The sequence below is a fragment of the Streptomyces ipomoeae 91-03 genome (assembly GCF_000317595.1).
GTDB lineage: Bacteria > Actinomycetota > Actinomycetes > Streptomycetales > Streptomycetaceae > Streptomyces > Streptomyces ipomoeae.
This window is the reverse complement of record NZ_AEJC01000319.1, coordinates 1-26,361: the sequence shown is the minus strand read 5'-3', so window position 1 is coordinate 26,361 and position 26,361 is coordinate 1. Positions and strand designations below refer to the sequence as shown.

25 protein-coding genes and 4 pseudogenes are annotated in these 26,361 nt (G+C 68.9%); 18 read left to right on the top strand and 11 right to left on the bottom strand.

Annotation, left to right across the window (positions count from 1 at the left end; genetic code table 11):
- Positions 1–98 precede the first annotated feature (98 nt).
- Positions 99–1,040 carry a mycothiol synthase gene (mshD, locus tag STRIP9103_RS21110; protein ID WP_009316446.1) on the bottom strand — a complete coding sequence of 314 codons (942 nt, stop codon included), beginning with the start codon at positions 1,038–1,040 and terminating at the stop codon, positions 99–101.
- 279 nt (positions 1,041–1,319) lie between these two features.
- On the opposite strand from mshD, the gene STRIP9103_RS21105 reads away from it, so the two are divergent.
- On the top strand, positions 1,320–3,128 hold the full coding sequence (locus tag STRIP9103_RS21105; protein WP_009316451.1) for a bifunctional metallophosphatase/5'-nucleotidase: 1,809 nt from the start codon (positions 1,320–1,322) through the stop codon (positions 3,126–3,128).
- Between the two features lie 81 nt (positions 3,129–3,209).
- On the opposite strand, the gene STRIP9103_RS21100 is transcribed toward STRIP9103_RS21105, so the two are convergent.
- The 3 genes from STRIP9103_RS21100 to STRIP9103_RS50025 all read right to left on the bottom strand — a co-directional run bounded on the left by STRIP9103_RS21100 (position 3,210) and on the right by STRIP9103_RS50025 (position 5,834).
- Positions 3,210–4,883, bottom strand: coding sequence for an IS1182 family transposase (locus STRIP9103_RS21100; RefSeq protein ID WP_063747300.1), 1,674 nt, complete (start codon positions 4,881–4,883; stop codon positions 3,210–3,212).
- Between the two features lie 412 nt (positions 4,884–5,295).
- Positions 5,296–5,598 (bottom strand): hypothetical protein, encoded by a 303-nt coding sequence (locus STRIP9103_RS21095; RefSeq protein WP_009316439.1) that lies wholly within the window; start codon positions 5,596–5,598, stop codon positions 5,296–5,298.
- On the bottom strand, positions 5,595–5,834 hold the full coding sequence (locus STRIP9103_RS50025; RefSeq protein ID WP_009316440.1) for a hypothetical protein: 240 nt from the start codon (positions 5,832–5,834) through the stop codon (positions 5,595–5,597). The genes STRIP9103_RS21095 and STRIP9103_RS50025 overlap by 4 nt, the downstream gene beginning before the upstream one ends.
- Before the next feature lie 147 nt (positions 5,835–5,981).
- Here STRIP9103_RS50025 and STRIP9103_RS21090 point away from each other — a divergent pair, with 147 nt between their 5' ends.
- From STRIP9103_RS21090 to STRIP9103_RS21075, 4 genes are all read left to right on the top strand, one after another.
- Positions 5,982–6,815: a helix-turn-helix domain-containing protein gene (locus STRIP9103_RS21090; RefSeq protein WP_009316438.1), complete on the top strand. Its 834-nt coding sequence runs from the start codon at positions 5,982–5,984 to the stop codon at positions 6,813–6,815.
- On the top strand, positions 6,812–7,012 hold the full coding sequence (locus STRIP9103_RS21085; protein ID WP_009316445.1) for a DUF397 domain-containing protein: 201 nt from the start codon (positions 6,812–6,814) through the stop codon (positions 7,010–7,012). The genes STRIP9103_RS21090 and STRIP9103_RS21085 overlap by 4 nt, the downstream gene beginning before the upstream one ends.
- A 97-nt stretch (positions 7,013–7,109) precedes the next feature.
- Positions 7,110–8,351: an AAA family ATPase gene (locus tag STRIP9103_RS21080; RefSeq protein ID WP_009316463.1), complete on the top strand. Its 1,242-nt coding sequence runs from the start codon at positions 7,110–7,112 to the stop codon at positions 8,349–8,351.
- On the top strand, positions 8,341–8,937 hold the full coding sequence (locus STRIP9103_RS21075; RefSeq protein WP_234022253.1) for a DUF4276 family protein: 597 nt from the start codon (positions 8,341–8,343) through the stop codon (positions 8,935–8,937). Before STRIP9103_RS21080 ends, STRIP9103_RS21075 begins: the two co-directional genes overlap by 11 nt.
- 165 nt (positions 8,938–9,102) lie before the next feature.
- Here the strand turns inward: STRIP9103_RS21075 and STRIP9103_RS21070 are convergent, their stop codons facing one another.
- Positions 9,103–9,837: a DUF6461 domain-containing protein gene (locus tag STRIP9103_RS21070; protein WP_009316452.1), complete on the bottom strand. Its 735-nt coding sequence runs from the start codon at positions 9,835–9,837 to the stop codon at positions 9,103–9,105.
- Between the two features lie 275 nt (positions 9,838–10,112).
- On the opposite strand from STRIP9103_RS21070, the pseudogene STRIP9103_RS21065 reads away from it, so the two are divergent.
- From STRIP9103_RS21065 to STRIP9103_RS45275, 5 genes and pseudogenes are all read left to right on the top strand, one after another.
- Positions 10,113–10,890, top strand: a pseudogene (locus STRIP9103_RS21065) (IS110 family RNA-guided transposase); the annotation flags it as partial.
- A 263-nt stretch (positions 10,891–11,153) separates the two neighbouring features.
- Positions 11,154–11,213: pseudogene (locus tag STRIP9103_RS53495) on the top strand (hypothetical protein); the annotation flags it as partial.
- Between the two features lie 79 nt (positions 11,214–11,292).
- Complete coding sequence (locus STRIP9103_RS53490; RefSeq protein ID WP_374005108.1) at positions 11,293–11,376, top strand: hypothetical protein; 84 nt, start codon at positions 11,293–11,295, stop codon at positions 11,374–11,376.
- Between the two features lie 54 nt (positions 11,377–11,430).
- The gene (locus tag STRIP9103_RS21060; RefSeq protein ID WP_009316434.1) at positions 11,431–12,045 is read left to right on the top strand and encodes a Uma2 family endonuclease; all 615 of its coding nucleotides are present in this window, start codon (positions 11,431–11,433) and stop codon (positions 12,043–12,045) included.
- A gap of 552 nt (positions 12,046–12,597) precedes the next feature.
- Complete coding sequence (locus tag STRIP9103_RS45275) at positions 12,598–12,966, top strand: hypothetical protein (protein WP_009316442.1); 369 nt, start codon at positions 12,598–12,600, stop codon at positions 12,964–12,966.
- A gap of 72 nt (positions 12,967–13,038) precedes the next feature.
- On the opposite strand, the gene STRIP9103_RS21050 is transcribed toward STRIP9103_RS45275, so the two are convergent.
- From STRIP9103_RS21050 to STRIP9103_RS21035, 4 genes are all read right to left on the bottom strand, one after another.
- On the bottom strand, positions 13,039–14,505 hold the full coding sequence (locus tag STRIP9103_RS21050) for a sensor histidine kinase (protein WP_009316443.1): 1,467 nt from the start codon (positions 14,503–14,505) through the stop codon (positions 13,039–13,041).
- Complete coding sequence (locus STRIP9103_RS21045) at positions 14,502–15,236, bottom strand: response regulator transcription factor (RefSeq protein WP_009316433.1); 735 nt, start codon at positions 15,234–15,236, stop codon at positions 14,502–14,504. The genes STRIP9103_RS21050 and STRIP9103_RS21045 overlap by 4 nt, the downstream gene beginning before the upstream one ends.
- Positions 15,237–15,335: 99 nt before the next feature.
- A complete protein-coding gene (locus STRIP9103_RS21040) occupies positions 15,336–15,548 on the bottom strand; it encodes a hypothetical protein (protein WP_009316455.1) in 213 nt (70 codons plus the stop codon).
- A 75-nt stretch (positions 15,549–15,623) separates the two neighbouring features.
- Complete coding sequence (locus STRIP9103_RS21035; protein WP_048820676.1) at positions 15,624–16,799, bottom strand: S1C family serine protease; 1,176 nt, start codon at positions 16,797–16,799, stop codon at positions 15,624–15,626.
- A gap of 346 nt (positions 16,800–17,145) precedes the next feature.
- On the opposite strand from STRIP9103_RS21035, the gene STRIP9103_RS21030 reads away from it, so the two are divergent.
- Complete coding sequence (locus tag STRIP9103_RS21030) at positions 17,146–18,960, top strand: trypsin-like serine protease (RefSeq protein WP_009316449.1); 1,815 nt, start codon at positions 17,146–17,148, stop codon at positions 18,958–18,960.
- 122 nt (positions 18,961–19,082) lie between these two features.
- Here STRIP9103_RS21030 and STRIP9103_RS21025 read toward each other — a convergent pair whose 3' ends face one another.
- Positions 19,083–20,105 carry a LacI family DNA-binding transcriptional regulator gene (locus STRIP9103_RS21025; RefSeq protein WP_009316453.1) on the bottom strand — a complete coding sequence of 341 codons (1,023 nt, stop codon included), beginning with the start codon at positions 20,103–20,105 and terminating at the stop codon, positions 19,083–19,085.
- A gap of 105 nt (positions 20,106–20,210) precedes the next feature.
- A complete protein-coding gene (locus STRIP9103_RS21020; protein ID WP_009316450.1) occupies positions 20,211–20,990 on the bottom strand; it encodes a winged helix-turn-helix transcriptional regulator in 780 nt (259 codons plus the stop codon).
- Between the two features lie 245 nt (positions 20,991–21,235).
- Here STRIP9103_RS21020 and STRIP9103_RS21015 point away from each other — a divergent pair.
- The 7 genes and pseudogenes from STRIP9103_RS21015 to STRIP9103_RS20990 all read left to right on the top strand — a co-directional run bounded on the left by STRIP9103_RS21015 (position 21,236) and on the right by STRIP9103_RS20990 (position 26,305).
- Positions 21,236–22,166: pseudogene (locus tag STRIP9103_RS21015) on the top strand (alpha/beta hydrolase).
- Between the two features lie 98 nt (positions 22,167–22,264).
- On the top strand, positions 22,265–22,519 hold the full coding sequence (locus STRIP9103_RS21010) for a MoaD/ThiS family protein (protein WP_009316441.1): 255 nt from the start codon (positions 22,265–22,267) through the stop codon (positions 22,517–22,519).
- Positions 22,520–22,529: 10 nt separating this feature from the next.
- Positions 22,530–23,687 carry a hypothetical protein gene (locus STRIP9103_RS21005; RefSeq protein ID WP_009316459.1) on the top strand — a complete coding sequence of 386 codons (1,158 nt, stop codon included), beginning with the start codon at positions 22,530–22,532 and terminating at the stop codon, positions 23,685–23,687.
- A gap of 237 nt (positions 23,688–23,924) precedes the next feature.
- On the top strand, positions 23,925–24,659 hold the full coding sequence (locus STRIP9103_RS21000; protein WP_009316436.1) for an LmeA family phospholipid-binding protein: 735 nt from the start codon (positions 23,925–23,927) through the stop codon (positions 24,657–24,659).
- 235 nt (positions 24,660–24,894) lie between these two features.
- Positions 24,895–24,975 (top strand): Ms5788A family Cys-rich leader peptide, encoded by an 81-nt coding sequence (locus tag STRIP9103_RS53485; protein WP_408996949.1) that lies wholly within the window; start codon positions 24,895–24,897, stop codon positions 24,973–24,975.
- 134 nt (positions 24,976–25,109) lie between these two features.
- Positions 25,110–25,955 (top strand): sulfurtransferase, encoded by an 846-nt coding sequence (locus STRIP9103_RS20995; RefSeq protein WP_009316444.1) that lies wholly within the window; start codon positions 25,110–25,112, stop codon positions 25,953–25,955.
- A gap of 63 nt (positions 25,956–26,018) precedes the next feature.
- A pseudogene (locus STRIP9103_RS20990) lies at positions 26,019–26,305 on the top strand (DUF1416 domain-containing protein).
- Positions 26,306–26,361 lie beyond the last annotated feature (56 nt).

The following is a 26,361-nucleotide window of genomic DNA, read 5'->3' as shown; positions in this document are numbered from 1 at the left end:
CCCTCCTGTGGACAACTCCGCCTGTGGGGCCTTGTCTTCGCCCCGGTACGTCAGGTTTCGCCGCGCTGTCTCACTCGGGTTTCGCCGCGGTACCTCACTCAGGTCTCGCTGCGGTACATCAGGTCCGTCTCGTACGTCACGAAGCCCAGTCGCTCGTACACCGTCACCGCCGCCTTGTTGTCGGCGTCGACGTAGAGCATCGCGGTGGGCAGGCCCTGCGTGGCCAGGTGGCGCAGGCCGATCGTGGTGAGGGCCTTGCCGAGGCCGCCGCCCTGTGCGCCGGGGCGGACGCCGACGACGTACACCTCGCCGAGCTGTTCGGCGGCGTGGACCTTCGTCCAGTGGAAGCCGATGAGTTCACCGCCCCGGAAGGCCAGGAAGAAGCCGGCCGGGTCGAACCAGGGTTCGGCCTTGCGGTCGTCGAGGTCGCGCTGGGTGAGGGAGCCCTGCTCGGGGTGGTGGGCGAAGGCGTCCGCGTTGGCCGCGAGCCAGGCGGCGTCGTCCTCGCCGGGGACGAACGTACGGACGGTGACGCCCTCGGGGAGGACCGGCTCGGGTGGGTCGAAGTCGGCCAGGGAGCGGCGCATCTGGCGGAGTTCGCGGAAGAGGGTGAGGCCGAGGACCTGGGCGAGGTGCCGGGCGGCGGAGTGGCCGCCGTGCGCCCAGACACGCAGGCGTTTGCCGGACTCGGCGAGCAGGGTGGAGCCGAGGGCTCGGCCATGGCCCTGGCCCCGGTGGGAGGGGTGGACGACCAGCTCGGCGGCCGGGGCCTCCACGGGGTCGGTGTCCTCCAGTTGGGCGTAGCCGACGAGTTGGTCGCCCACGGTGCTGTCCCCGAGGGTGAGCAGGAAGTGCCGGACCCCTTCGCGGGGACCGCCGCGGAGTTGCAGTCGGCCTTGTTCCGAGACTGCCTGCTGGCCGTCCGCGCGGGCCGCTTCCGCGATCAGCGCGAGGACAGCCTCGGTTTGGGCGGGGGTGAGTTCCAGGAGCGTTGTGATCCGGCGCGCTCTGCTGGGCAGGGCCGTGTCGTCGCTGGTCATGGGTACGAGGTTAGCTCTGCGGGCCGGGTGCGCCTATGAGCTCGGGATCAGCTGTGGACGGGCGGGTGCGGGTCGGATGCGGCTGGTCGCGCGGTTGCCCGCGCCCCTTGGGGCGCGCCCCCTCTCGACGGCGCCAAATGTCCCCCTTTCTTGCGAGTCCTCCTTGACGGCAACCAGGTCGTAACCATGAACCCCCTCCCGTGCTACGCGCGTTGACCCTAGGCTTCCGGCCGACGGGGCCTGAAACTCACTCTTCTCTTACGAAACCCAGGGGGGCACATGTCCGCCACACCCCAGGCGCAACGCCGTGGAAGTCGCCGTAACCGGATCCTCGCCGCCGCCGCCGGGCTGGCCACGGTGGGTGCGCTGGCCGCCGCGATTCCGGCGAGCGCCGGTGAGACCCACTCGTACCCGGGGAAGCACAAGCCGAGCCGGTACCAGGACGTGCAGCTGCTGTCGTTCAACGATCTGCACGGCAACCTGGAGCCGCCGGCCGGTTCCTCGGGTCGGGTGACCGAGCTGCACGAGGACGGTACGACCACGACGATCGACGCCGGTGGTGTCGAGTACCTGGCCACGCACCTGCGCAAGGCCCGCCAGAACAGCAAGTACTCGATCACGGCGGCGGCCGGTGACATGGTCGGCGCCTCCCCGTTGATCTCCGGCCTCTTCCACGACGAGCCCACCATCGAGGCGCTGAACGGCCTCGACCTGGACGTGACCAGCGTCGGCAACCACGAGTTCGACGAGGGTGCCAAGGAGCTGGCCCGGCTGCAGAAGGGCGGCTGCCACCCGACCGACGGCTGTTATGTCGACGGCGAGGAGTTCGAGGGCGCGGACTTCCCGTACCTCGCCGCGAACGTCATCGAGGAGAAGACCGGCAAGCCTCTCCTGAAGCCCTACTGGGTGTGGAAGAAGAACGGCATCAAGATCGGCTTCATCGGTGTGACCCTGGAGGACACCCCGGGCGTCGTCTCCGCCGAGGGCGTCAAGGGCCTCAAGTTCAAGGACGAGGTCGAGACGATCAACAAGTACGCCAAGGAGCTGGAGCGCCAGGGCGTCAGGTCGGTCGTCGCCCTGATCCACGAGGGCGGTCTGCCCGCCTCCACCGCGTACAACTACGACTGCGACTCGCCCGGCGCCGGTGACGGCATCTCCGGGCCGATCGTCGACATCGCCAAGAACATCACGCCGAAGGTCGACGCCCTCGTCACCGGCCACACGCACGCCGCGTACGCCTGCACGATCAACGACCCGTCGGGCAGGCCGCGTACGGTCACCTCGGCCGCGTCCTTCGGCCGTCTCTACACCGACACGACGCTGACGTACGACCGGCTGACCGGTGACATCTCCCGTACGGCGGTGAAGTCCGCGAACCACGTCGTCACCCGGAACGTGGAGAAGGCCGCCGACATGACGGCCCTCATCAGCAAGTGGAACACCCTCGCCGCGCCCATCGGCAACCGCCCCATCGGCTACATATCCGCCGACGTGCCCAACGCCGGCACCGAGTCCCCGATGGGCGACCTCATCGCCGACGCGCAGCTGGCCGCCGGCAAGGCGCTGGACCCGGAGACCGACCTCGCCCTGATGAACCCCGGTGGTGTGCGCGCGCCGCTCACCTACGCGGCCAAGGGCACCGAGGGCGACGGTGTGGTGACCTACGCCGAGGGCTTCACCGTCCAGCCGTTCTCCAACACGGTGAACCTTCAGGACTTCACGGGCGCCCAGCTGATCTCGGTGCTCCAGGAGCAGGTGAGCGGTACGAACGCCGCCTCGCCGAAGATCCTGCTGCCGTCCACCGGGCTCACCTACACGCTCGACCTGACGAAGTCCGGCGCCGACCGTGTCGTCGTCGACTCCGTCAAGCTCAACGGCACGGCCATCGACCCCACCGTCACGTACCGCGTCGCCACCAACAGCTTCCTCGCGGGCGGCGGCGACGGCTTCACCACGCTGGGCAAGGGCACGAACGACCTGGTCGGCGGCGATGACCTGGCGGCCCTGGAGCAGTACCTGCTGACCAACTCCTCGGCGACCAACCCGCTGGCCCCGCCGGCGGCGAACCGCATCACCGTCATCCGGTAGTTCGCCGAACCATCCGGTGGTTCTCCGACACGCGGCGCCCCGCACTCCCTCAGGGGATGCTGTTGGTTTATTCGGGGCCTACTACTTCGCCTCGTCGATTGTTTGGTCGGCGGGGCGAAGTGCTGCGAAGTGGCTGGTGCGGGTGCGGGCTCGTGGTCTACCGGCGAGGTGGGCGTCGATGCGGGCGAGGTTGATCGCCGCGCCGGTGAGCTGGTGCTGGAGGCTGGTCTTCACCAGACCCCGGTAGCGGGATCGGCGCAGTCCGCAGCTTTGAACAGCCTGGGCGATGGTGCCCTCGACCCCAGCCCGGACCTTGTAGCGTCCCTTCCATTCATCGCTCGTCTGCTCGGCTCTGGCCGCCTGGAGCGCGTGGTGTTCGTCGTGGTGACGTAGCCGCAGCGAGCGACGTGTGCCGTTGGGCGAGTTGATGCATGCCTTCCGCAACGAGCACGGGCGGCAGTCGAGTACGGAGAACTGCACTTCGAGCACGGGCTGCCCGCGCTGGGAAAGCCTCTCGCCCCAGCGGATGCTGGTCTTGCCGCCGGGACAGGCAGCCTTCCCGTTCTCCCAGTCGATGGTGAAGGCGTCCTGACCGAAGCCACTGTTCGCACCGGCCTGGGCACTGCTGTCGGCCTGGAGAGGGCCGTGCAGCGCGATGCCGTGGTCGCGCTTTGCGCTGACCAGGGCCGCGCCGGTGGGATAGCCGGCATCGACCCAGTGCTCGCCGGGTACGCAGTCACGCGAGGCGAGTTGGTTGTGGATCGTCTCGGCCATCGACCGGTCCTGGACGGTGGCCACCGTCGTGGCGACGTTCGTGATCAGGTTCGGGGTGTCCGGCTCACAGGTCTCGGTGAGGTGGACCTTGTAACCGTCCCGCATCGTGTCGCGTTTGACACTGCCACGCGCGTCGGTGTCATACGGGGTGACCAGGCGCAACGCGCCCGGCGGGCGGTCTTTTGGGCTCCGCCGCCTCACCTCGCCCTCCACCTGGTGGAAGTGCTGGACCCACACCTTCCGCAGGGTTTCCACCTCCGCGAGCCGGCGCAGAGCCTCGGGGGCGCCGGACGCGAAGACAGCCGTCAGCAGGTGTGTTCCGTCCCGGCCGATCCGCGTCCCCACCTCGTCCCGCTTCGCGCGGCCGGTGGGGAACCGGCTGTCCTCGGCCCTGGTCGCGTAGTGCCGGAACCAGTCGGGCTCGGCGGCACCGGCCAGCCAGTCCGGTGCCGCCTGCGCCAGCGCGTTCAACGCCGACCGCAAGGTCTCCGCCACCATCTCCAGCCGGCACAGCTCACGCGCCGTCGACAACACATGCGTGGAGTCCGTGCGGGCCCGCCCCGCCCTCTTGAGCAGCCCTTTCTCCCGGGCCGCGGCCAGGACGCCGTCCAGCACCCGCCGCCCGCCGTCCACCCGAGCCAGCCGGTCCCGAAACTCCGACAGCACCGAAAAATCGAAGCCCGGACCGTCCAGCTCAAGCCCGAGCGCGTACTTGACATCGATCCGTGCCCGCACCGCCTCCGCCGCCTGCCGGTCGGTCAGCCCCTCGACGAACTGCAATACCGACACCAGTGCCAGCCCGGCGGGTGACCAGGCAGGACGCCCCCGGGCGGGGAAGAGGTCCGCGAACTCCTCATCCGTGAACATCGGCCCCAACTCGTCCCGCAGCCGCATGGCCAGGCTCCCCTTCGGGAACGCGGCCCGCGCCACCCGCACCGTCTCCGCCGGGATCTCCCCAGACCCCTTCGGCTGCATCGACATCCGCACCCACCCCATACGACAACGTCGGCCTTCAAGACCACAACCAGGTCTCGAAGGCCGACGTCACGCACGGCCCCGAATAAACCAACAGCATCCTCCCTCAGGGGGCGGGGCGCCGCGCGTACAGCAACCGCCGAGCCCGTGCCTCAGTGGGCGCAGGTCTTGGGGTCGAGCTTCTGCTCGATCTTTGTCGATCATCGAGTCGGTGTTGCCCGGGTCCACGCCCCGGATGTTGGGCGCGTCACCCGGCCCGGCCGCCTGCGCGGAACCGGATCCGGCGATGACACCGGCCACGGTCGGCGCGGTGGACGCCAAAACGAGTGTGCTCTTCCTCAGCCTTGCCTTCAGTGCGGTTCGCATGGTGGTGCGCTCCTACTGCCGTTATGTCGGTGTCGGCGGCCACCGGTCGGCGTCAGGAGTCGTCCTCGCCGCCGGCCGCCTCGATCCGCAGGCCTCGGCTGACCGCGATCCGCAGCACGTCTTCCAACGACTCGGTCGCCCGCGTCAGCGCGAAGCGCAAGGCCCGCTCCCCGGCCGCCGGGTCCGCGAGTACGGCCCTGCCGCCGCCCAACACGTCCTCCGCCGAGCCGAGTTGCATGACCTCCACGCTGTCGGCGAGCTGGGAGAGAGGGCCGGGGTGAATGGTGTCCGGGTCGAGGTAACAGGGCTTGCCGTCGGGCGTCGTCCAGGGCAGCAGCCGCAGTCCGGGCATCATGCGGGCGCCCCTTCCATGCCGTAGACCACGTACAACTCCTCCGCAGTGAGCACGTAGGGTCGCACGAAGTTGTCGTACGGCTCGAAGGGCCAGAGGTCGTCGACGGGCGGGGGAGGAGGCGGCGGGCCGGGCTCCAACGGCGCGCCGTGGCGGCCGGGGCGAGCCGCAGCCGCCGCCCGACGCCGCCCGCGTCCGGGGAGCAGTTTCTCGCAGAGTTTTGCGACGAGTGTGCGCACGCCGGTGCTCCTCATGTCTTCTCAGGGTTATTTCAGGGTCGGTTGACGAGCGGTGATTACCGTTCGTGTCCTGATCCTCACTGCTTCGCCGTACGCTGCGGAAGAGGGCTGGCGTTGTCTGGGCGCCAGGCAACGGCGAGGGGTGACATGAGCGAACTCGTTGACGGGCAGCCGGACTCGGGGCGTGCGGCGCTCGGGCGGACGCTGCGGTTCCTACGGGAGAAGGCGGACAAGACGCTGGCGCAGCTGGCGGCCGAGACGTCGTACGACAAGAGCTATCTGTATCGGCTGGAGAGCGGGGAGCGGCTTTCCAAGCGAGCGGTGATGGAGGACCTTGACACGTACTACGGCTCCGGCGACCTGCTGGTTCGGCTGTGGGAGGACGCGCGGAAGGAGGTCATCAAGGACAAGTACAAGGCGTTCATGGAGCTGGAGGCGACGGCTCGGGTCATGTGGATGTTCCAGCTGCGGGTGCCGGGCCTGTTGCAGACCGAGGGCTATGCCCGCACGGTGTTGTCAGGGTTGTCTGGCGCCCAGACAACAACTGGCAACAGCGAGGAGATCGAGGAACAGGTGGCTGCGCGCATGGCACGGCAGGAGTTGCTGTACCGCGATCCGGCGCCGAGTGTCCGCGTGATCCTCGACGAAGGGGCCGTGCGGCGAGCCGTTCCCGACAAGAAGGTGTGGGCGGACCAGCTCTCGCACCTGGTGGAGGCATCGGAGTCGCCGTCCATCGTGATTCAGGTGCTGCCGTACGCGGCTGGCCAGCATGACCTCATGGACGGTCACCTCTGGCTCTTCTGGCAGCGAGGCGGCGATGCCATTGCCTACTCGGAGGGCAACGGCATCGGTGAGTTGATCGAGGATCCGGAAAGAGTCCTGGCCTTCCGCTTGGCCTACGATCGCGTCAGGGACGCGGCCCTGACCCCAGTGGAGTCGACGGCGTTCATCAAGCGCCTTCTGGAGGAGTGCAGACCATGAACCGGACCCCCGACCTCACCACCGCCGTGTGGCGCAAGTCGTCCTATAGCGACGGGGGTGGCACGAACTGCCTCGAAGTAGCCGACGGCATCTCCGGCATAGTCCCCATCCGGGACAGCAAGGTCCCGGACACCGGCATGCTGGTCTTCGGAACGCGGTCCTGGACGGTGTTCGTCGAGGCCGTCAAGGGTGAATAGCACCCTGCGCTGCTGATCACAGGGTGGTGCGGGGACGGTCGGCGGTTACTGTGACGACGCACCCGTCTCCTGAGCCTGCGATGAGTGAGGAGCAGCGATGATCACCCGGATCGAGATCGACGGCTTCAAGACGTTCGACGATTTCTCGCTCGACCTGCCGCCGTTCCTCGTCCTGCTGGGGGCAAACGGCTCGGGCAAGTCCAACCTGCTGGAAGCGGTAGTGCTGCTGGGTCGACTGATGAGAGACCCACGGAGCCAGACACTGGTGCGATATGCCAGACGGGGTGGGCCTCGGGAGCTGTTCCGGCGAGGGCCGGGCGGTGACTTGGTCGACGAGTTGAGGCTGAGCGCGAACGTGCTGGTGCGAACCCCCAACTACGGGCCGGCACATGTACGTGTTGATGCGACCGTCAGCTATCGCGAAGCGCCGGAGCCCTTGGGTATCCGGGTGCAGATGACGCCCATCAGCAGTGAAGGCGTGAAGCTGCCACGACATGTCGCGGACCAGATCGATGACAACGTGCTCCACCTACTCCACCGGCTCCCTCACGATCCGGATCCGGTGAAGCAGAACGAAGCCGAGCGCGAGGTCTACAACGCCGTAAGCCGCGCTTCGGCGGGATGGCGCATCCTCGACCCCTCGCCCGAGGCAATGCGCCAGCCGGCTGACGCTTACGACTCCGATCCCCTCGCCGAGGACGGACGCAACCTGGGCGCGGTGCTCGGGCGGTTGTGGGGCGGGGAACCGGAGCGACTGTCCGACTACGTGTCGGATGTCGCTGCGGTTCTCCCCGATATCCGGGAGATCGATGTGATCCGGGACGAGGACCGAGCTTTGTGGGAGATCTGGATCCAGCACAAGCATGAGCCGAGGATGACCCCGCGCGTCGTTTCAGGCGGAACGCTTCGCATGCTTGCCCTTCTCGCGGCGACACACGATCCCACCCATCCCGGTGTGCTGATGCTGGAGGAGCCGGAGAACGGACTGCATCCGAGCCGCGTGCCAAGACTCCTGGAACGGCTGCGGGGGCGGGCCACGGAGCTGGCAGCAGATGTCAAACGGCAGGACTGGTTCCAAGAAGACGAGGCAGGCAGCGGCGACGGCTTCTGTCAGATCCTTGTGACCTCCCACTCTCCTGTCGTGCTGGCCTCCCTTCGCGACGAGGCTCCGCACAACGTCGCCTTCCTTGACACGGTCACCCGCGTGGGCGGCGGACAGACGCCGACCAGGCTCACCCGCGTTCGCACCGTCGCCGAAAACGGCGAGCGAGGCACCTACGTCACCCCCATGGAAGTACGGCAGTACATCGACCCGGTGGGGTACGCGCGTGGGGCGTAGGTATCTCATGATCGCCCTGCTCGCCGAAGGCCCCAGCGATCCGTGGTTCCTGCTTCCGCTCATCAATCGCCAGGTGGAGGCACTGGCGACGGACGCGGCGGGCGGGTTCGACTTCGGAGACGCCTTTCGCGGTGAGTGTTTCACCGTGGCGCCACGCGAACAGGTCCTCAAAGAGGTCGAGTCGCTCCTGAAGGACATGGACCTCGTGATCATCCATCACGACCACAACGAGCGCGGCAAGGTCGAGTCCCTACAGGGCGCGCTCAGCCGACCGCAGGATGCCGAGCGCGTCATCGGGATCGTCCCCGTGCGAGAGACCGAGGCCTGGATGCTCGCCGATCCCGCCGCTCTGCCGGAGGCACCCGCGTCGGTGGTCCGTGACCTGGTCAGGTCGCCTCGTGAGGTGGAGAAGGTCACGGACCCGAAGAAGATCCTTGCCCAGGCGTTCGGCCCCCGGCACCGGCCCGAACGTGACTTCGACCGGCTTGGCCAGCACGTGTCCCTGGACATGCTCAGGCAGGTGCCTGCCTACGACCGCTGGGTCCGTGACCTCCACGGGGCGCTGGAACGGCTGCGCTTCCTCTGATCGCGGGTGCCTTGGTGACGGCATTCCTGGAAGCGATCAAGGGTCGGCACACGAGTTCGTCCACCCATGCCCGCGTCGGTGCGGTTCGGCGACCTGGCTCAGAATGCGGTGACCTCGTCATCCCGCGCATCCGGCTCGGCGGTGGCCGACTGCGGCCTCGGCCCATCAGGTGCCGGTGGCCCTGGTATACGCCGCCCGTATCGAGGCCGGTACGTGGCCGCTGGGGCTCCAGCCGACGTGGTAGCCGTGTTCGGTGGTCCAAGCGTGGATGAGAGGGAGATCGGGGTCCGGGGTCAGGGAGAGGTCGCCTCGGATCGTGTACGCGGGCAGGGGCTCGCGTATCGCGGAGGCCATGGGCAGGCACAGGCCGAAGTGCTGTTCGAGCGTGGTGAGGGTGAGGTGCCTGCGGCCCAGCGGCGGCTCCGGCTCGGGGTGGGTCTTGCCGTCCGGAGCCAGGACCCCGCCCGCCACCAGCACCGGCAGCAGATGATCCGGCTCCCGGCCCCAGCGGTGCGCTTCCTCCCTGACCCCGAACGCGCACACCAGCGAGCCGTCGCGGAAGTAGGAGAACTGGTCCGGCGGGTGCCATGGCATCGGCAGGTACTGGATGGCTTCGACGCCGCCCCGCGACGCTCTGACCGCCAGGTCGTCCCGCGTGGGGTCGTTGAGATACGCCACCGCGTACGACCAGTCGCCGCAGGCCCCGACCCTCACCACACCGCTCTCACCGGACCCCCGCCGATGCAGGAGGCGTTCGACATCGGGGCCGGTCAGTTCCACGGCGGAGCCAGACGTGCCGCCCATTCGTACGGCCAAGTCCTCCGGGGTGACACCGCGGGCGAACACCACGTTGTCCAACCCCGCGTCCCGGTCGCCCAGCCAACCGATGCCGTCACACATACGTCCCCCCGTTATCTTCTTCGCGGTCCTGCAAGAGGGCCGCTGGCCTCCGGGCCCGGCATGGCTGTTCCCCCTGTCGAACGGATGACCTGGGGGGTGGTCCTACGTTGTTGATGGGTCGGATGGGCTGTCGTACGGTCCGGAGGATCCAGTGGCCCCGGGTATGGCTTGGGGGTGGTTGCCTTCAATGGTTCCTGTGACACCTGGCCGCCCGGGGCCGCACGACGACTCGACCACTGATGAGGAGCTGCGGACCCGCGGGTATCGCTGAGTAGGACCTGGCGGCCGAGGCCACCCGCACTTCCAACCGGATACGCGGCCTGCTCACCCAGTTCCCCCCCCAGCCTGGAACGCGTCCTCGGGCCACGTCTGGACCACCCGGCCGTGACCTGGCTGCTGGAACGCTACGGTTCCCCGGCCGCGCTGCGCAAAGCCGGTCGCCGCAGGCTCGTTGAGGTGATCCGGCCCAAGGCTTCGCGCATGGCCGCCCGGCTGATCGACGAGGTTTTCGACGCACTCGACGAACAGACCGTCGTCGTTCCGGGGACCGGCACCCTCGACACCGTGATCCCGTCTCTGGCCCGCTCCCTTGCCGCTGTCCACGAACAACGCCAGTCCCTGGAAGCCCAGATCAAGACCCTCCTGGAGGATCACCCTCTTTCCAAGGTCCTGACCTCGATGCCGGGGGTCGCGGTCAGGACCGCCGCCGTGCTGCTGGTCACCGTCGGCGACGGCACCAGCTTCCCCACTGCCGCCCACCTCGCCTCCTGCGCCGGCCTGGCACCGGCCACCAGATCCTCGGGGACCTCGATCCACGGCGAACACGCACCCAGAAGCGGCAACCGGCAGCTCAAACGCGCGATGTTCCTCTCCGCCTTCGCCGCCCTGCACGACCCCGCCTCCCGCACCTACTACGACAAATGCCGGGCCCGCGGAAAGACGCACACGCAGGCCCTCCTCCACCTCGCCCGCCACCGCATCAGCGTGCTGTTCGCCATGCTCCGCGACGGCACCTTCTACGAACCCAGAAGCCCCGAAACCGCCCTCGCATGACCCACTCAGCCTTGACGAAGGACATAGAGGCACCCCCCCGACACGACAAGACCAGTACGTCGCCACCGTAGCCAGCACCACTGACACACCAGGCCGGGCGGCACCGCCCGTCACACCGTCTCGGTCGCTTCCGTCGCCTCCGGTGCCTCCGGCGGAGCCTTCGGTGCCCCGGCAGTCGTAACGGTTCGTCCTGACGGGCAGTCGAGCCGTGGCCGCAGCCCGGCGCTCGGCACGCCTCGACTCCTGCTCATGCAGGCAACTCCGTGATCCCCGAGCTCAGCACCGCCCTGTGGCACAAGTCGCCCTACAGCAACGGCGGCGGCACGAACTGCGTCGAGGTCGCCAACGGCTACCCCGGCACAGTCCCCGACCAGGACCAGCAGAGTTCCGGACGGCGCCGCGTTGCTCTTCGGGGCCTCGGCCTGGAGGATGTTCGTCGAGGGCGTCAGAGGGCTTGCCTGTGGGCGGGCGAATGCCCCGCCGTGAGAGGGCTGCGCTCGCTAAGGTCGTACACAAGACCGCACCGAGGAGCTGGACCTCATGAGCGAGCAGCACATCGCCCGCAACCTCCCCCACCTCATCGACCTCGCCCGTAGGGCCGATGAGCAGTTCGAAGGTGTGGACGTCAGCGTTGTCGACGGCGTCGTCATGATGTCTCCGGTAGCGCCCGCCCACTACCGCACCCAGCACGAGATCACCCGGCAGCTCAGCGACCAGGTCGGCGACATGGTCCTGGGCGAGATCGAGTTCACCCATCCGGCCTGGTCTCGGACACGCAGTCCCGACGTGGTTGTCTGGCACGGCGACGACCAGGACGAATCCCCGTACGATGCCGAGGAGATCGCCCTGGCAGTCGAAATCGTCTCCCCCTCGTCGGTGGAGAACGACTACGTCATCAAACCCAGGGCGTACGGACTCGTAGGCATCCCGGCCGCGCTCGTGCTCGATCCGTACACACGAGCCTGGACGATCATGACCGGTCCTTCCTCTCATGGGTACGCGGAGCGCCACACCGGTCCGTACGGCAAGCTTCTGGACATCGACTGCGGCCAGCTCACTGTGCACGTGAACACCGAAGGACTGCCGGTGGCCAAGCAGTGGCAGCTCCGCGACGCCTGGCCCGCTCATCGTCTCGATCCCTCCACCGTCGAGTAGACCGCCGCGAGAAGGCGTGCGCGGTTGGGCCGGGAGCGTGCTCAAAGGTCGTCCGGGGCGGCAAGACCCCGGCCGCCCGTCCGCTGGCCCGTGCGGGTCACGACACGCCCAGGCCGGAGCCGGGCACACATGTGCAGAGGGTCAGTGCCAGAAGCGGTCGAAGATGTGGGAGTTCGTCGGTCTGCTGGGGTGCACGAATACTCGGAGCACCTGCGCATGTCGGTGAGCCGGTTGTCGGCGTCGCAGGCGCACACGAAGGGAACTGCTTGTCGGTCACGGAGCAACGCCGCCTGATCGAAGTCGGCCGTCTCTCTGGGCCAGACCTCACGGCCCCTCGCGGAACTCCATGTCGTGCCACTGACGCTTCTCTGCTGGACCCCAACTTCCCCTGCAGTCACGGTATTCACGCCGGATGGGAACATCAGTTCGCGTAGCATCCATGTTCGACCTGTTTGTCAAAAGCATGCCAAGCGATGGCAGGGGGAACAAATGCCGAACTTCAAGGTAAGACTCGGATCAATAGGGGGGACTGCCGCCCTTACGGTCGGCCTCATGGTGGCGGCCGCGACTCCGGCTCCCGCCGTTGTCGTCCATGACAACTTCAGCTTCGGTGGTTTTAGCATTCCGAGCGAGAAGTCGTGGTCGATCAGTGTTCACAACGACACCAAAGGCAAGAGTGCGGGGTACGTGGAATGGCGAGGCAACGGTGATCTGCTCATCGCGCATGATCGTCTGGCGGACGGCTACGGGATCGAGGCGCATCTGAGCACCGGTCGAGTGGCGTCCACCGCTGGGCAGAGCAGCCCGGTCACTGTCGAGAAGCCCGGAAACCTCACGGAAAACCGCAGCTACGAGATGTGGGTGTGTGTCGTGAAGGGCTCGTTCAAGCGGTGCTCCTCAAAGACCGACGTGCGTTCCTGATCGAGACAGAGGTTTCCCGAGGAGCCTCTGCGCTCCTCGGGAAACGCCCAGGCCCCTGCTTTCCCGAGGGATTTACAGCGTTGGTTCCGGAGGCGGAGTAGCCGCCCCCGGAAGCCGTACCGTAGCCACGGTGCCGCCGCCCTCCGCGCGGGCCAGCGTCACCTCGCCGCCCGCCTGCTGGACCGTACGCGCCACGATCGACAGGCCGAGGCCCGAGCCGGGCAACGCACGTGCCGAAGGCGAGCGCCAGAAGCGGTCGAAGACATGGGGGAGTTCGTCGGTGGGGATGCCGGGGCCGTGGTCGCGGACCGTGAGGACGCCCGCGTTCAGGGCCACCTCGATCGTGCCGCCCTCGGGGCTGAACTTCACCGCGTTGTCGAGGATGTTGACGATCGCCCGCTCCAACGCCGAGGGCTCGGAACGGACGTACCACGGCTGCAGATCCGCCGTGATCGTCAGCTCGGGGCCGCGCAGACGGGCCCGGCGCAGGGCCGCCTCCACCGTCTCCTGGAAGTCCACCACCTGGAGGTGGCGGCCACTGTGCTGACCCGAGTCCGAACGGGACAGCTCCTGCAAGTCGCCTATCAGGGAGGCCAGTTCCGTCATCTGGGCCTTCACCGACGCGAGCAGCGCCTTGCGGTCCTCGGCCGGGATGGGGCGGCCCGTCTCCTCGCTGCGGGTGAGGAGTTCGATGTTCGTACGGAGGGACGTGAGGGGGGTGCGCAGTTCGTGGCCCGCGTCCGCGATCAACTGCTGTTGCAGCTCCCGGGAGTTCGCCAGCGCGCTCGTCATCGAGTTGAAGGAATGGGAGAGGCGGGCCACCTCGTCCTCGCTCTCCTCCTCCACCGGGATGCGGATGCTTAGGTCCTCCGTGCGCGCCACATGCTCGACCGCCTCCGTGAGCTTGTCGACCGGGCGCAGCCCCGCCCGTGCCACGGCCAGACCCGCGGCTCCGGCGCCCACGACTCCGATACCGGAGACGAGGAGGAGCAGCAGCGCCAGTTCGTTGAGTGTGGACTCGGTGCCCGTGAGGGGGGTCGCGACGACATAGGCGGCGTCCTGGACCACGTACTGGCCGCCGGCGTCCTCGACGACGAGCGCGGTAGTCAGTACGCGCACCGAATTGCCCTCGCTGTCGGTGCCGTTGCGGATGGTTCCGCTCTTGATCTTCGGGGAGTCGGCTACCGACTTGTCGCTGTCCGCGACCTTCACCACGCCCGTGGAGTTGGGGAAGACGCACAGCGTGCCGTCCGACCGAACCACCTGCGCGTACCCCTTGCCCCGCGGGCCGGGAGCGAACGTCTGCGACGGTGCCTGGGGGCAGGCGGTGAGGACGTTTTCCTCGACGAACTCCTTCGGCAGCGCGCGGACGACCATGGACTCCAGGTCCTCGTTGATCTCCGAGTACAGCTTGCCCCGCACAATGAACCAGCACGTCACCGACACCGCCGCCACCGCGAAGGCCACCGCCGCCGCGACCAGCATCGACAGGCGGGTGCGGATGGGCAGGGAGCGGTAGCGGCGTAGGACCTTGTTCACTCGGCGCCGCCTTGTCGCAGTACGTACCCCACGCCCCGGACGGTGTGGACGAGACGCGGCTCGCCGCCGGCCTCGGTCTTGCGGCGCAGGTACATGACGTACACGTCGAGGGAGTTGGAGGACGGCTCGAAGTCGAAGCCCCAGACCGCCTTCAGGATCTGCTCGCGGCTGAGGACCTGGCGCGGGTGCGCCATGAACATCTCCAGGAGCGTGAACTCGGTACGGGTCAGCTCCACCGGTCGCCCGCCCCGTGTGACCTCGCGGGTCGCGAGGTCCATCCGCAGGTCGGCGAAGGTGAGCGCCTCGTCGTCCCGGGAGTCGTCGGCCACGGCGGCGGCGTACGAGCTGCGGCGCAGCAGCGCCCGTACGCGGGCGAAGAGTTCGTCGAGTTCGAAGGGCTTGACCAGGTAGTCGTCGGCGCCGGCGTCGAGGCCGGTGACGCGGTCGCCGACCGTGTCGCGGGCCGTCAGCATCAGGATGGGGGTGGTGTCGCCCGCGCCGCGGATACGGCGGGCGGCGGTCAGACCGTCCATGCGGGGCATCTGGATGTCGAGGATCACCAGGTCCGGCTTGTACGCGGTCGCCTTCTCCAACGCGTCCGCGCCGTCGACCGCGACCAGGGTGTCGTAGCCCTCGAAGGCGAGACTGCGCTGGAGTGCTTCGCGCACCGCCGGCTCGTCGTCGACGATCAGGATGCGCTGGGGTTCACGGTCGCCTTCGGCGGGGCTCATGGTGTGTCGTTCCTCGGGGTGCGGTCGGGACGTGACGTGGTCTTGGCTTGGTCTTGGCTGGACTTCAGCCTCGCACGTTCCAGGGCCGGGGGATAAGGATCAGTTGCGCACCGTACGGCGGTGCAGGCGCGCCGCCGTGTTGCGGCGGGCCGTGGCACGGGCGGCGGACGCCACCTCGGGGGCCCGGGTCACCGGGGGGTGCAGTTCGGCGGCCACCGCTAGGGCGAGGACCAGCCCGGCCGGGCCGCCGGCGGTCACGACGTCGTGCGAGACCTGCTTGATCTGAGCGCCGTGCCTGATCTGCGTGATCATGTCGAACTCCTTGGACTCAGCGGGACTGGAAGGGACTCAGCGGGACTGGAAGACAGGGGAGGTGAGTGGTGGACCTCAGTCCGAGCCGCCCGCGCGCAGCGTGCTCAGGTCGGACTTGACGGTGTTGATCGGGATGGCGAAGCCGAGACCGACGCTGCCGGCGCTCGCGGAGGTGGCGTCGGAGGCGGAGTACATCGCGGAGTTGATGCCGATGATGTTGCCGTTCATGTCGATGAGGGCGCCGCCGGAGTTGCCCGGGTTCAACGAGGCGTCCGTCTGGATCGCCTTGTACGTCGTCGTCGACGAACCCGTGTCGCCGTTGAACTGCTGGCCGCCGAACTCGAACGGCCACTGACCTCCGCCACCGCCCTGGTCCTGGCTCTGGCTCTCGTCGGTCGAGACGGTCACGTCACGGTCGAGGGCCGAGACGATGCCGCTGGTGACGGTACCGGTCAGGCCCTCGGGCGAGCCGATCGCCACGACCTCGTCGCCGACCTTGACCGCGTCGGAGTCGCCCAGCGTGGCCGCCTTCAGCCCGGAGGCGTCCTGCAGCTTGATGAGGGCGAGGTCCTTCTTGCTGTCGGTGCCGACCACCTCGGCGGTGTAGGACTTGCCGTCGCTGGTCGTCACCTTGATCTGGGAGGCGCCGGAGATCACGTGGTTGTTGGTGATGATCTCGCCGTCGCTGGTGATGATCACGCCGGAACCGGTGGACTCACCCTGGTTCGAGGTGGCGCTGATCTCCACGATGCTCGGGCTGACCGCCGTGGCCACCCCGGAGACCGTGCCCTTCTGGCTGGTCGGCACCACGCTGGTGCTGGTGGAGCTGGAGGCGGTGGTGTTCGAACCGGTCAGCTCCTGGATGCCGTACGCCGTACCGCCACCGATGGCCGCCGCCACGATCGCCACGGCCGCCAGCAGCGCGAGGGGGCCACGGGCCCGCTTCTTCGCCGCGGGCGCGGGGGCGGCCCCGGAGGAGACCGGCTCGGTGAGGAGGGCGGTGGGCGCCCCCGAGGCCGAGGTGGCTGCGGTGGCTGCGCCGGCTTCCGGAGCGGCGGGGCCCGCGGGGGCGGCCTGGGCCGGGTCGTACGCCGGCGGAGGCGGCCACTCCGGGTTCACCGGGGCGGAGGCGTGCTGCTGCTGGAGGTACGTGGGCTGCTGCTGGGTCTCGCCCTGGGCGTACCCGGAGTGCTGCTGTTCACCCTGGAAGGGGTTCTCGTACTCGCCGCTGCGGCGGAAGCTCTCGGTCATGACTCAGAGCTTGTCGCGCCTCCATGAGACCTTCCTGAGTGCTCCCTGAGAAGCCCGCCAGAACCTCGTGTGCCCCATATAAAGGCGCCCGGGCCCCAGGATCGAAAGCCCTCACCCTCGCCCGCATGGGAAACAAGAGGTTGCCGTGCGGTGGCGTACCGGAACTCGATATCCGAATACTCGTCCGATCCCTCTCGGTCCCTGTGATTTCCGTGTACGGCGGGACACGTGAGACCTACGATCACTCGGCCGGAGGGGGGCTCCGCGGTACAACCCGTATCGGGGTGGTCGGCGTCGTATGCCCTTCTCGGGCTGCCCACGACACCCACCACACCAGGAGCCCTGAGTGATACGTGCCCTCAAGGCACTTCCCGCGGCCACGCTGGCCCTGGCCCTGAGCGGCGCCGTCCTCGCGGCGCAGCCCGCGGCGGCGGCCGACGCGTCGGACCGGCCCACCGTGTCCCTCGACCAGCCCGCGGCCCCCAAGGCCTCCGCCAAGGAACTCCGCGACCGCGTCATCAAGGCGGCGGAGGACCAGGCGAGCCCGGCCACCGGATCCTCTGTCGAGGACACCGAGAACACCGAGAACACCACCGAGAACACCACTGAGGAGTCCACCGAAGACTCCACCGAAGAGTCCGCCGAAGGCTCGACCACCCCGTCCCCGTTCATCATCGGCGGCAGCGAGACCACGATCTCCACCGCCCCCTGGATGGTCCAGCTCGCCTACTACAACGCGGACACCGACACGGGCTACTTCTGCGGCGGCACCCTGGTCGCCCCGAACAAGGTCCTCACGGCCGCCCACTGCACCAAGGACCTGGACTGGGTGCGGCACGGTGCCGTGCTGGCCGGCACGACCGATCTGTACGACGACAGCACCGGCTCGGTCGCGGGCGTCCTGCGCCAGTGGGAGCACCCGAAGTGGGACGCCGACACCATCCGCAACGATGTCGCCGTCCTCACCCTGGACCGCCCGCTGCCGCAGAAGTGGCTGCCGCTGGCCGCGTCCGACGACAGCGCGCTCTACACGGTCGGCACCTCGGCGACGGCGTACGGCTGGGGTCTGACGTCGGGCGCGGAGGACGCCCAGCTGTCGGCGAAGCTGAAGAAGGCGACGCTGCCGCTGGTCAAGGACTCGACCTGCAACAGCGCCATGCAGTCGGTCCTCGGCAAGGACTACTTCGCCGAGGGCTCGATGGTCTGCGCGGGCACCCCGGCCTCCGGCGGTGACGAGGGCACCACCACGACCTGCAGCGGCGACTCCGGCGGCCCGCTGGTCGTCGGCGGCAAGGTCGTCGGCATCGTCTCCTGGGGTGTCTCGGGCTGTGTCGCCAAGGGCGCCTACCCGGTGTTCACCAAGGTCTCCTCGTACACCTGGGCCGCGCAGCCGCGCATCGACGACACCGACCTGACGTACGACGGCCGCGCCGACCTCCTCGCCCGCACGCCTTCCGGGAACCTCTTCCTGCAGAAGAGCGACGGCACGTCGCTGGCGCAGCGCGAGTACCAGGGCAACGGCTGGCAGAACGCGAGCTGGGGCATGCAGGCCGACCTGGACCGGGACTTCTACCAGGACCTGATCATCCGGGACAGGAACGACGGCAAGCTGTACCGCAGCTACATGAGCCACTCCACCTGGGAGTGGACCTGGATGCAGATCAGCTCCGTCTGGGGCGGCTACAAGTCGTACGCCATCCCCGGCGACCTCACCGGTGACGCCCGCCCCGACCTCCTCGCCCTCGACGCCGACGGCTCGGTCTACCTCTACCCCGGCAAGGGCAACGGCCAGTTCAACAGCAAGATCCGTGTCGTGAACAAGGCCTGGAAGGGCGCCAAGCTCCTCGGCCGCGGCGACCTCTCCGGCGACGGCAAGCCCGACCTCCTGGTCCGCGCCTCCGACGGCACGCTCTACCTCTACCGGGGCACCGGCAAGGCGTCCTCCCCCTGGTCGCCCCGCATCAAGGCCCGCACAGGCTGGAAGTTCACGGCGTACGTCACCGACGGCGACGTAACCGGCGACGCCATCGCCGACGTCATCACCCGCGACTCCGGCGGCACCCTGTGGCTCTACCCGGGCACGAACAAGGCGTCGACGTCCCTGTTCGGCAGCCGCGTCAAACTGGGCACGGGCTACAACCAGTACAACGCGCTGTTCTAGTCAGGAAAGGTTCCCCGCGCCCCGTAAGGGGCGCGGGGCTGTGCCGATGTGCGGCTCAGCCGCGTGGGCGCGAGCAGCCACGACGAACCCGCAGCCCGCAACGAACCCGATCCCCTACGGCGCTACCCGCAACCGCAGGACCGCCGCACAACCAGCCGCGACGGAAACAGCTTCACCCGTTCCCTGCGTGACCCGGCCACTCGAATCCCGTCGTCCAGCACCAGGTCCACCGCGGCCCGAGCCATGCCCGTACGGTCCGTCGCGATCGTCGTCAGCGGCGGATCTGTCAGCGCCGCCTCCTTCACGTCGTCGAACCCGGCCACCGCCAGCTCCCCCGGCACCTCGATCCGCAATTCGCGTGCGGCCCGCAGCACACCGATGGCCTGGTCATCGGTGGAGCAGAAGATCGCCGGCGGCCGATCGGGCCCGGAGAGCAGTTCCAGGGCCACGTTGTACGCGTCGTACCGGTTGTACGGCGCCTGGAAGAGGCGCCCCTCCGTGGAGATCCCGGCCTCGTCCATGGCCCGTCGCCATCCCTCGACGTGGTCGGAGACGGGGTCGCCGACGAGCGGCGTCTCGGCGATGCCACCCATACAGGCGACATACGCGGGCCCGTGGGACAGCAGATGCCGCACGGCGAGATGGGCGCCGCCGATGTCGTCGGTCACGACGGCGACGTCGTCGATGGCCTCGGGCCGCTCGTGGAGCAGCACGACACGGGCGTCCCACGCCTCTATCTCGGCGGCGGCGTTGTCGTTGAGCGCGTGGCTGACGAGGATCAGCCCGGAGACCCGCATTCCGAGGAACGCCCGCAGATAGTGGACCTCGCGCTCGGCGACGTAGTCGGTGTTGCCGACCAGCACCATCTTTCCGCGCTCGGCGGCGGCCTGCTCGACCGCGTGGGTCATCTCGCCGAAGAAGGGCTGGCGCGCGTCCGGCACGATCATGCCTATGAGGTCGGTGCGCCGCGACGCCATGGCCTGGGCGACCCGATCGGGCCGGTACCCCAGTTCCTTGATCGCGGCGAGGACACGCTCGCGCGTGGCCGGGGCAACCGGCCGGGGTCCGTTGTTGATGACATAGCTCACGACGGCGGTGGACGTCCCCGCCAGTCGCGCCACATCATCCCTAGTCACCTTGGCCACGCGCGGAGTCTACGCGGATGGACCGCCGCTGGGCAGGGCGTACACAGCCCTCCCTGTGCGGGAGCTGTGTACATGCCACCCGGGTACGGCCCGACCCGGTCGCCGCTATGCGTCGGCAGCGACCTCGGCGGCGTCCAACGGCGCCGTCTCGTCCGCATCCTCCGCCTTTGAGGCGCCCGCCTTGGCCTTCGCGTCGTCGCCCGCGCGGTCCGTCTTCTCGGGCGTAACGAATCGATAACCGACGTTCCGGACGGTTCCGATCAGGGACTCGTGCTCGGGCCCGAGCTTGGCGCGCAGCCGTCGTACGTGGACGTCGACCGTCCGGGTGCCACCGAAGTAGTCGTAGCCCCAGACCTCCTGGAGGAGCTGGGCGCGGGTGAAGACGCGACCGGGGTGCTGGGCGAGGTACTTCAGGAGCTCGAACTCCTTGAAGGTGAGGTCGAGGACCCGGCCCTTGAGCTTGGCGGAGTACGTCGCCTCGTCCACCGACAGGTCGCCGTTGCGGATCTCCATCGGGGAGTCGTCGTTGACGATCTGCTGCCGGCCCATGGCCAGCCGCAGCCGTGCCTCCACCTCGGCGGGGCCGGCGGTGTCGAGCAGTACGTCGTCGATGCCCCAGTCGGCGGTGACGGCGGCGAGCCCGCCCTCCGTCACGACGAGGATGAGCGGACAGCCCGGTCCGGTCGACCGGAGCAGCTGGCACAGGCTGCGGACCTGCGGGAGGTCACGCCGCCCGTCGATCAGGATCACGTCGGCACCCGGGGTGTCGACGAGGGCGGGGCCTTCCGCCGGAGCCACCCGCACGTTGTGCAGCAACAGGCCCAGGGCCGGAAGCACCTCCGTGGAAGGCTGGAGGGCATTGGTCAGGAGCAGCAGAGAACTCATACGTCTGGTTCCTCCTCGGTCCCTGCGAGGACGTCTCGGCACCGTGAACAGCACTGCGGTACCGCACAGCGGTACCGCGGAACGTCACAGCGTTCTGCTCTGCGATCCGGGGGGCCCGTACCTCCGTGGTTCACCCGGCACCTACCGTCACCTGGTGTTTCCCACTTCGTATACAACGCTTCCGAAAGCACAAAAGGACCCGGGGGCTACGTTGCCCGAGTCCTCTGTCCAGCAGAATAGCCGACATGAGTGCTGGTCCGGCAGGCCATGTGACGCGATCTTTCGACATTCCGAACTCTGAGACGGCCGATCGAACGCATCTCCGCCCCTCGCAGAGCCCTTTGCGCAGGTTTCTGACCACTGAAGACGGGGTGAACATCGACGCCGTATACGACCCGGGTGCGGCCGTATACGACGCCGACGCCATCGACCCCGACGACACCGGAACTCCACCCTCCGGCCACCTGGCGGTCGTCGTCGCCCACGGTTTCACGGGCGACGTGGACCGCCCGCACGTCCGCAGAGTCGCGCGGACGCTGGCCCGTCACGGCTCGGTCGTCACCTTCTCCTTCCGGGGCCACGGCCGCTCCGGCGGCCACTCCACGGTCGGCGACCGCGAGGTCCTCGACCTGGCCGCGGCCGTCCGCTGGGCCCGCGAACTCGGTCACACCCGCGTCGCCACGGTCGGCTTCTGGGGGTACCTCCCACGCCCTTAAGGCAGTGGGGGAGGGTGGCTCGGTCGTCCTACGGCATGCCGCGCGGCCGGACGCGGCAACGGACGCCGTCGTCTCCGTCAGCGCCCCCGCCCGCTGGTACTACCGGGGCACGGTCCCCATGCGCCGCGTCCACTGGCTCATCACCCACCCCCTGGGCCGAGCCGTCGGCCGCTACGGCTTCCGCACCCGCATCCACCACCGCGACTGGGACCCGGTCCCGCTCTCCCCGGTGGAGTCGGTTCCGCTGATCGCCCCCACGCCGCTGCTGATCGTCCACGGAGACAGCGACGGCTACTTCCCGGTGGACCACCCGCTCATGCTGGCGGAGGCGGCGGGGGAGAACGGGGAACTGTGGCTGGAGCGGGGGATGGGGCACGCGGAGAACGCGGCGGGGGAGGAGCTGCTGGGTCGGATGGGCGAATGGCTGGTGAAGAGAGGGCCGGGGGCGGAGCCCCGTTGAGCGAGGCCGCCTTCGGGCTTTCCGCGGTTTCCACGGTTTCCACACGACCCCGATCCCCCCGTAGCCTGATCCCGTCACGACAAGACAGAGGAACTCAGATGGCAAAGGGCACCCTCCGCTACTGGGCGGCAGCCAAGGCCGCGGCCGGCGTCGCCGAGGAGCCCTACGACGCGGCCACCCTCGCGGACGCGCTGAACGCGGCCCGGGAGCGACACCCCGGCGAACTCCCTCGCGTACTGCTGCGTTGCTCGTTCCTCGTCGACGGTGACCCCGTGGGCACCCGTGAACATGAGACGGTACGTCTGGCCGAGGGCGGCACGGTCGAGGTGCTCCCGCCGTTCGCAGGAGGGTGACCCCCAGATCATGAGCAACCAGCCGTACGGGTCCTCGTACGAGGGGTACGAGGGGTACGACCCGTATCCGCAGCACCCGGCCCAGCACCAGCCTCAGCCCCAACCCCAGCCGCAGCAGGACGGCTGGCAGGGCTACGACCAGTCCCAGGCCGCCCACGCCCAGCAGTACACCCAGCAGTGGGAGGGCCAGACCTGGGAGACCCAGCTGCAGCCGCAGGCCGCGGTCCCGGCGAACCTGACGGAGACGGCGTACCTGCCGCCGCAGTCGGACGGCCGGTACACGTCCCAGCCACCGGCCCAACCCCACCCCCACCCCCAGCCGCAACCGCAGGGGCAGACGCGGCCCCAGAGCGCCCCCGTCGCGCAACCCGACCCCGGGTACGGCCCGGCGACCATCGGCGGCAACGCCCGGATCACCGACGCGCAGCGGGCGCGGGCCGAGGGGCGGTCGCCGATCATCGAGCCGGGGATGCAGCCGGCGCTGATCACGGCGGTGCTGGGCCTGCTGCTGGCGGGCGCGGCGGCGATCGGGGAGTACGCGCTCGCCGTACCGCTGGTGGCGCTGCAGGCGGTGACGGCGGCGGGCTGGTTCCGGCTGAACGGCATGTGGCCGGCCCGGCAGGGCATCGTGCTGGCCTTCGCGGGCGCGCTCGCGGCGGACGCGGCGCTGTTCGCGGCCGGCCGGGAGCACGCGCCCGCGGCGATCCTCGGGACGCTCGGGGTGTGGGTGCTGCTCGGCATCGTCCTCGGGCTGCGCAGCCATGCCGATCCCGATGAGCGGATGTACGGGCTGATGGCGACGGTGGCCTCGGCGGCGCTGTCGATCATCGCGGCCGGGTATCTGGCGGCCGTCGCGGACGCGGTGGCCGTGGGCGGGGTCGCGGTGGCCGTGGCGGTGCTGGCGCGGGCGCTTCCGCTGCCGACGTCGGTGTCCGCGGTGGTGTCGTTGCTGGCCGCGGCGGGGGCGGGTATCGCGGTGGGCGGGGTGACGGAGCTGGGTACCTCCGGTGCCCTCCTCGGTGGCGCCGCGGGCCTCTGTGCCCTCATCGGCCACCGGGTGGCCAGCTATGACTACCCCTCCCGCTTCGTCCACTTCACCGCAGGCGTGGCCCTCCCCCTGACAGCGGCGGCCCCAGCGGTGTACTTGCTGGGCCGAGCCCTGGGCTGACCCGGTTTTTTCTCCCCCCGCGCCCCTGAAAGGGCGCGGGGGGATGGGCAGGGGCGGCGGGGGCGAAAAACACCAGGAGACCCGCCGCGTGCCCTGTCACAGGTGATCAACAAGCCCCCCGAACCCATCCCGGTCGTACGGCCACGCGATTAGGCTCGCGTCGGACGGCCACTCAGGTCGTTGAGCTCACAGCGCACGAACCGACCGTCGAGTGGACAACGTGGGGAACACCGAGACATGCGCGCACTGCGGATACTTCTCATCGTCGCCGTGATCCTGGGCGGCCTCTTCGTGATCGCGGACCGCGTAGCCGTCGGCTTCGCCGAGGACGAGGCGGCGCAGCAGCTCAAGACCAGCGAGGGCCTGTCCGACACCCCGGACGTCTCCATCAAGGGCTTCCCGTTCCTCACCCAGGTCGCGAGCGGCGAACTGGACGACGTCGAGATCGGCATCAAGAACTACGAGGCCAAGGCGACCGGCACCGGCGACGCCGTCGACACCATCCGCATCGCGGACCTCAAGGCCAAGATGAGCGGCGTCTCCTTCTCCAGCGACTTCAGCTCCGCCACCGCGGCCACCGCCACCGGCACGGCCACCATCGCGTACGACGAACTCCTCAAGGCCGCCAAGTCGGAGCCGACCGACGTCGGCCTCGGCTTCACCGCCCGCGTCGTCGGCCTCTCCGACGGTGGCAACGGCAAGATCAAGGTCGCCGTCGAGGTCGATCCCCCGGCCCTGGAGCCCAGGACGGTCTCCGTGCTCAGCACCGTCAGCGTCAAGGACGACAAGGTCGAGGTACAGGCCGACTCCCTCCCCGACCTGGGCCTCGCCGAGGAGACGGTACGCCGGATCACCGACTTCCAGCAGGCCATCGACGACCTCCCCGGCGACATCAAGCTCGACAAGGTCGAGGCGGCGCCGGACGGTGTGGAGATCTCGGTGAAGGGTTCGAACCTCAGCCTGGCCGGGTAGCTCTGGCCCAGGTGGGTCCGGGTTCGACGGTCTCCAACTGTCCGAGGAACGAGACGCCGACGTCCGTACCGCAGATGTGACGACGGAAACCTTCGCCGGGAACCGGACGGGAATCGGCCGTCAATCGGCGCGGGCGCGGCCCCTGTCCTCCAGCCATCCCACATTCCGGACGATCGCGTCTCAGAATACGACACGCCGGTGACATGTCCGCCTGTCCGTCCCTACGATCGACGCCATGATGCGACAGGCGGATCTCACGAAGCGGCGGGCAGTGGACCTGTGCCGCGTCGCCGCCATGCTCTGTCGCCCCTTCTGAGCGGAACACCCTCCGACTCGGGGGAAAGAGTCCGCATTCTGCCGCCCCGCACAGGGGCACCCGTGCGCGCACCCCGGCCGAACCGCCGGAGGCACCCGCACGCCCCGCCGCAACTGCCCCGGAGGAGAAAGAGCATGAGCCGCAGCGACGTCCTCGTCGACGCCGACTGGGTCCAGGAGAACCTGGACAACCCGAACATCGCCATCGTCGAGGTCGACGAGGACACCTCCGCGTACGAGAAGAACCACATCAAGAACGCCATCCGGATCGACTGGACGAAGGACCTCCAGGACCCGGTACGCCGTGACTTCATCGACCAGGAGGGCTTCGAGAAGCTCCTGTCGGACAAGGGCATCGCCAACGACACCACGGTGATCCTCTACGGCGGCAACAACAACTGGTTCGCGTCGTACGCCTACTGGTACTTCAAGCTGTACGGCCACGAGAACGTCAAGCTCCTCGACGGTGGCCGCAAGAAGTGGGAGCTGGACGCCCGCGAGCTGGTCGACGGCTCCGAGGTGCCCGAGCGCCCGAAGACCGAGTACAAGGCCAAGCCGCAGGACACGTCCATCCGCGCCTTCCGCGACGACGTCGTGGCGGCCATCGGTTCGCAGAACCTGGTCGACGTGCGCTCGCCCGACGAGTTCTCCGGCAAGCTGCTCGCCCCGGCCCACCTGCCGCAGGAGCAGTCGCAGCGTCCGGGCCACGTCCCGTCCGCCCGCAACATCCCGTGGTCGAAGAACGCCAACGACGACGGCACCTTCAAGTCGGACGAGGAGCTCAAGGAGCTCTACGCCGAGGAGCAGGTGGACCTGGCGAAGGACACCATCGCCTACTGCCGTATCGGTGAGCGCTCCGCGCTGACCTGGTTCGTTCTGCACGAGCTGCTGGGCGTGGAGAACGTCAAGAACTACGACGGCTCCTGGACCGAGTACGGCTCCCTGGTCGGCGTTCCGATCGAGCTCGGCGCCAACAAGTAAGCGAACACCCCGTACGCCCCGACCGGCCTTCCCCCCGGTCAGACCCCCTAAATGGAGAAAGACATGTGTGGAGCGAAGGCCGGCGGCCCGGACGCCTCGACGATCAAGCCCGGTGAGACCACGATCCAGGGCCAGGTGACCCGCGACGGCGAGCCGGTGACCGGCTACGTCCGCCTGCTGGACTCGACCGGCGAGTTCACCGCGGAGGTCCCCACCTCCGCGACGGGCCAGTTCCGCTTCTACGCGGCCGAGGGCACCTGGACCGTACGCGCCCTGGTCCCCGGCGCCACCGCCGACCGCACGGTCGTCGCCCAGAAGGCGGCCTGGCCGAGGTCGCGATCGCGGTCTGAACAGTTGAACGGTCGAACGGCTGAACAGCTGAGCGGCCTGAGCTCGGGCGGTCTGT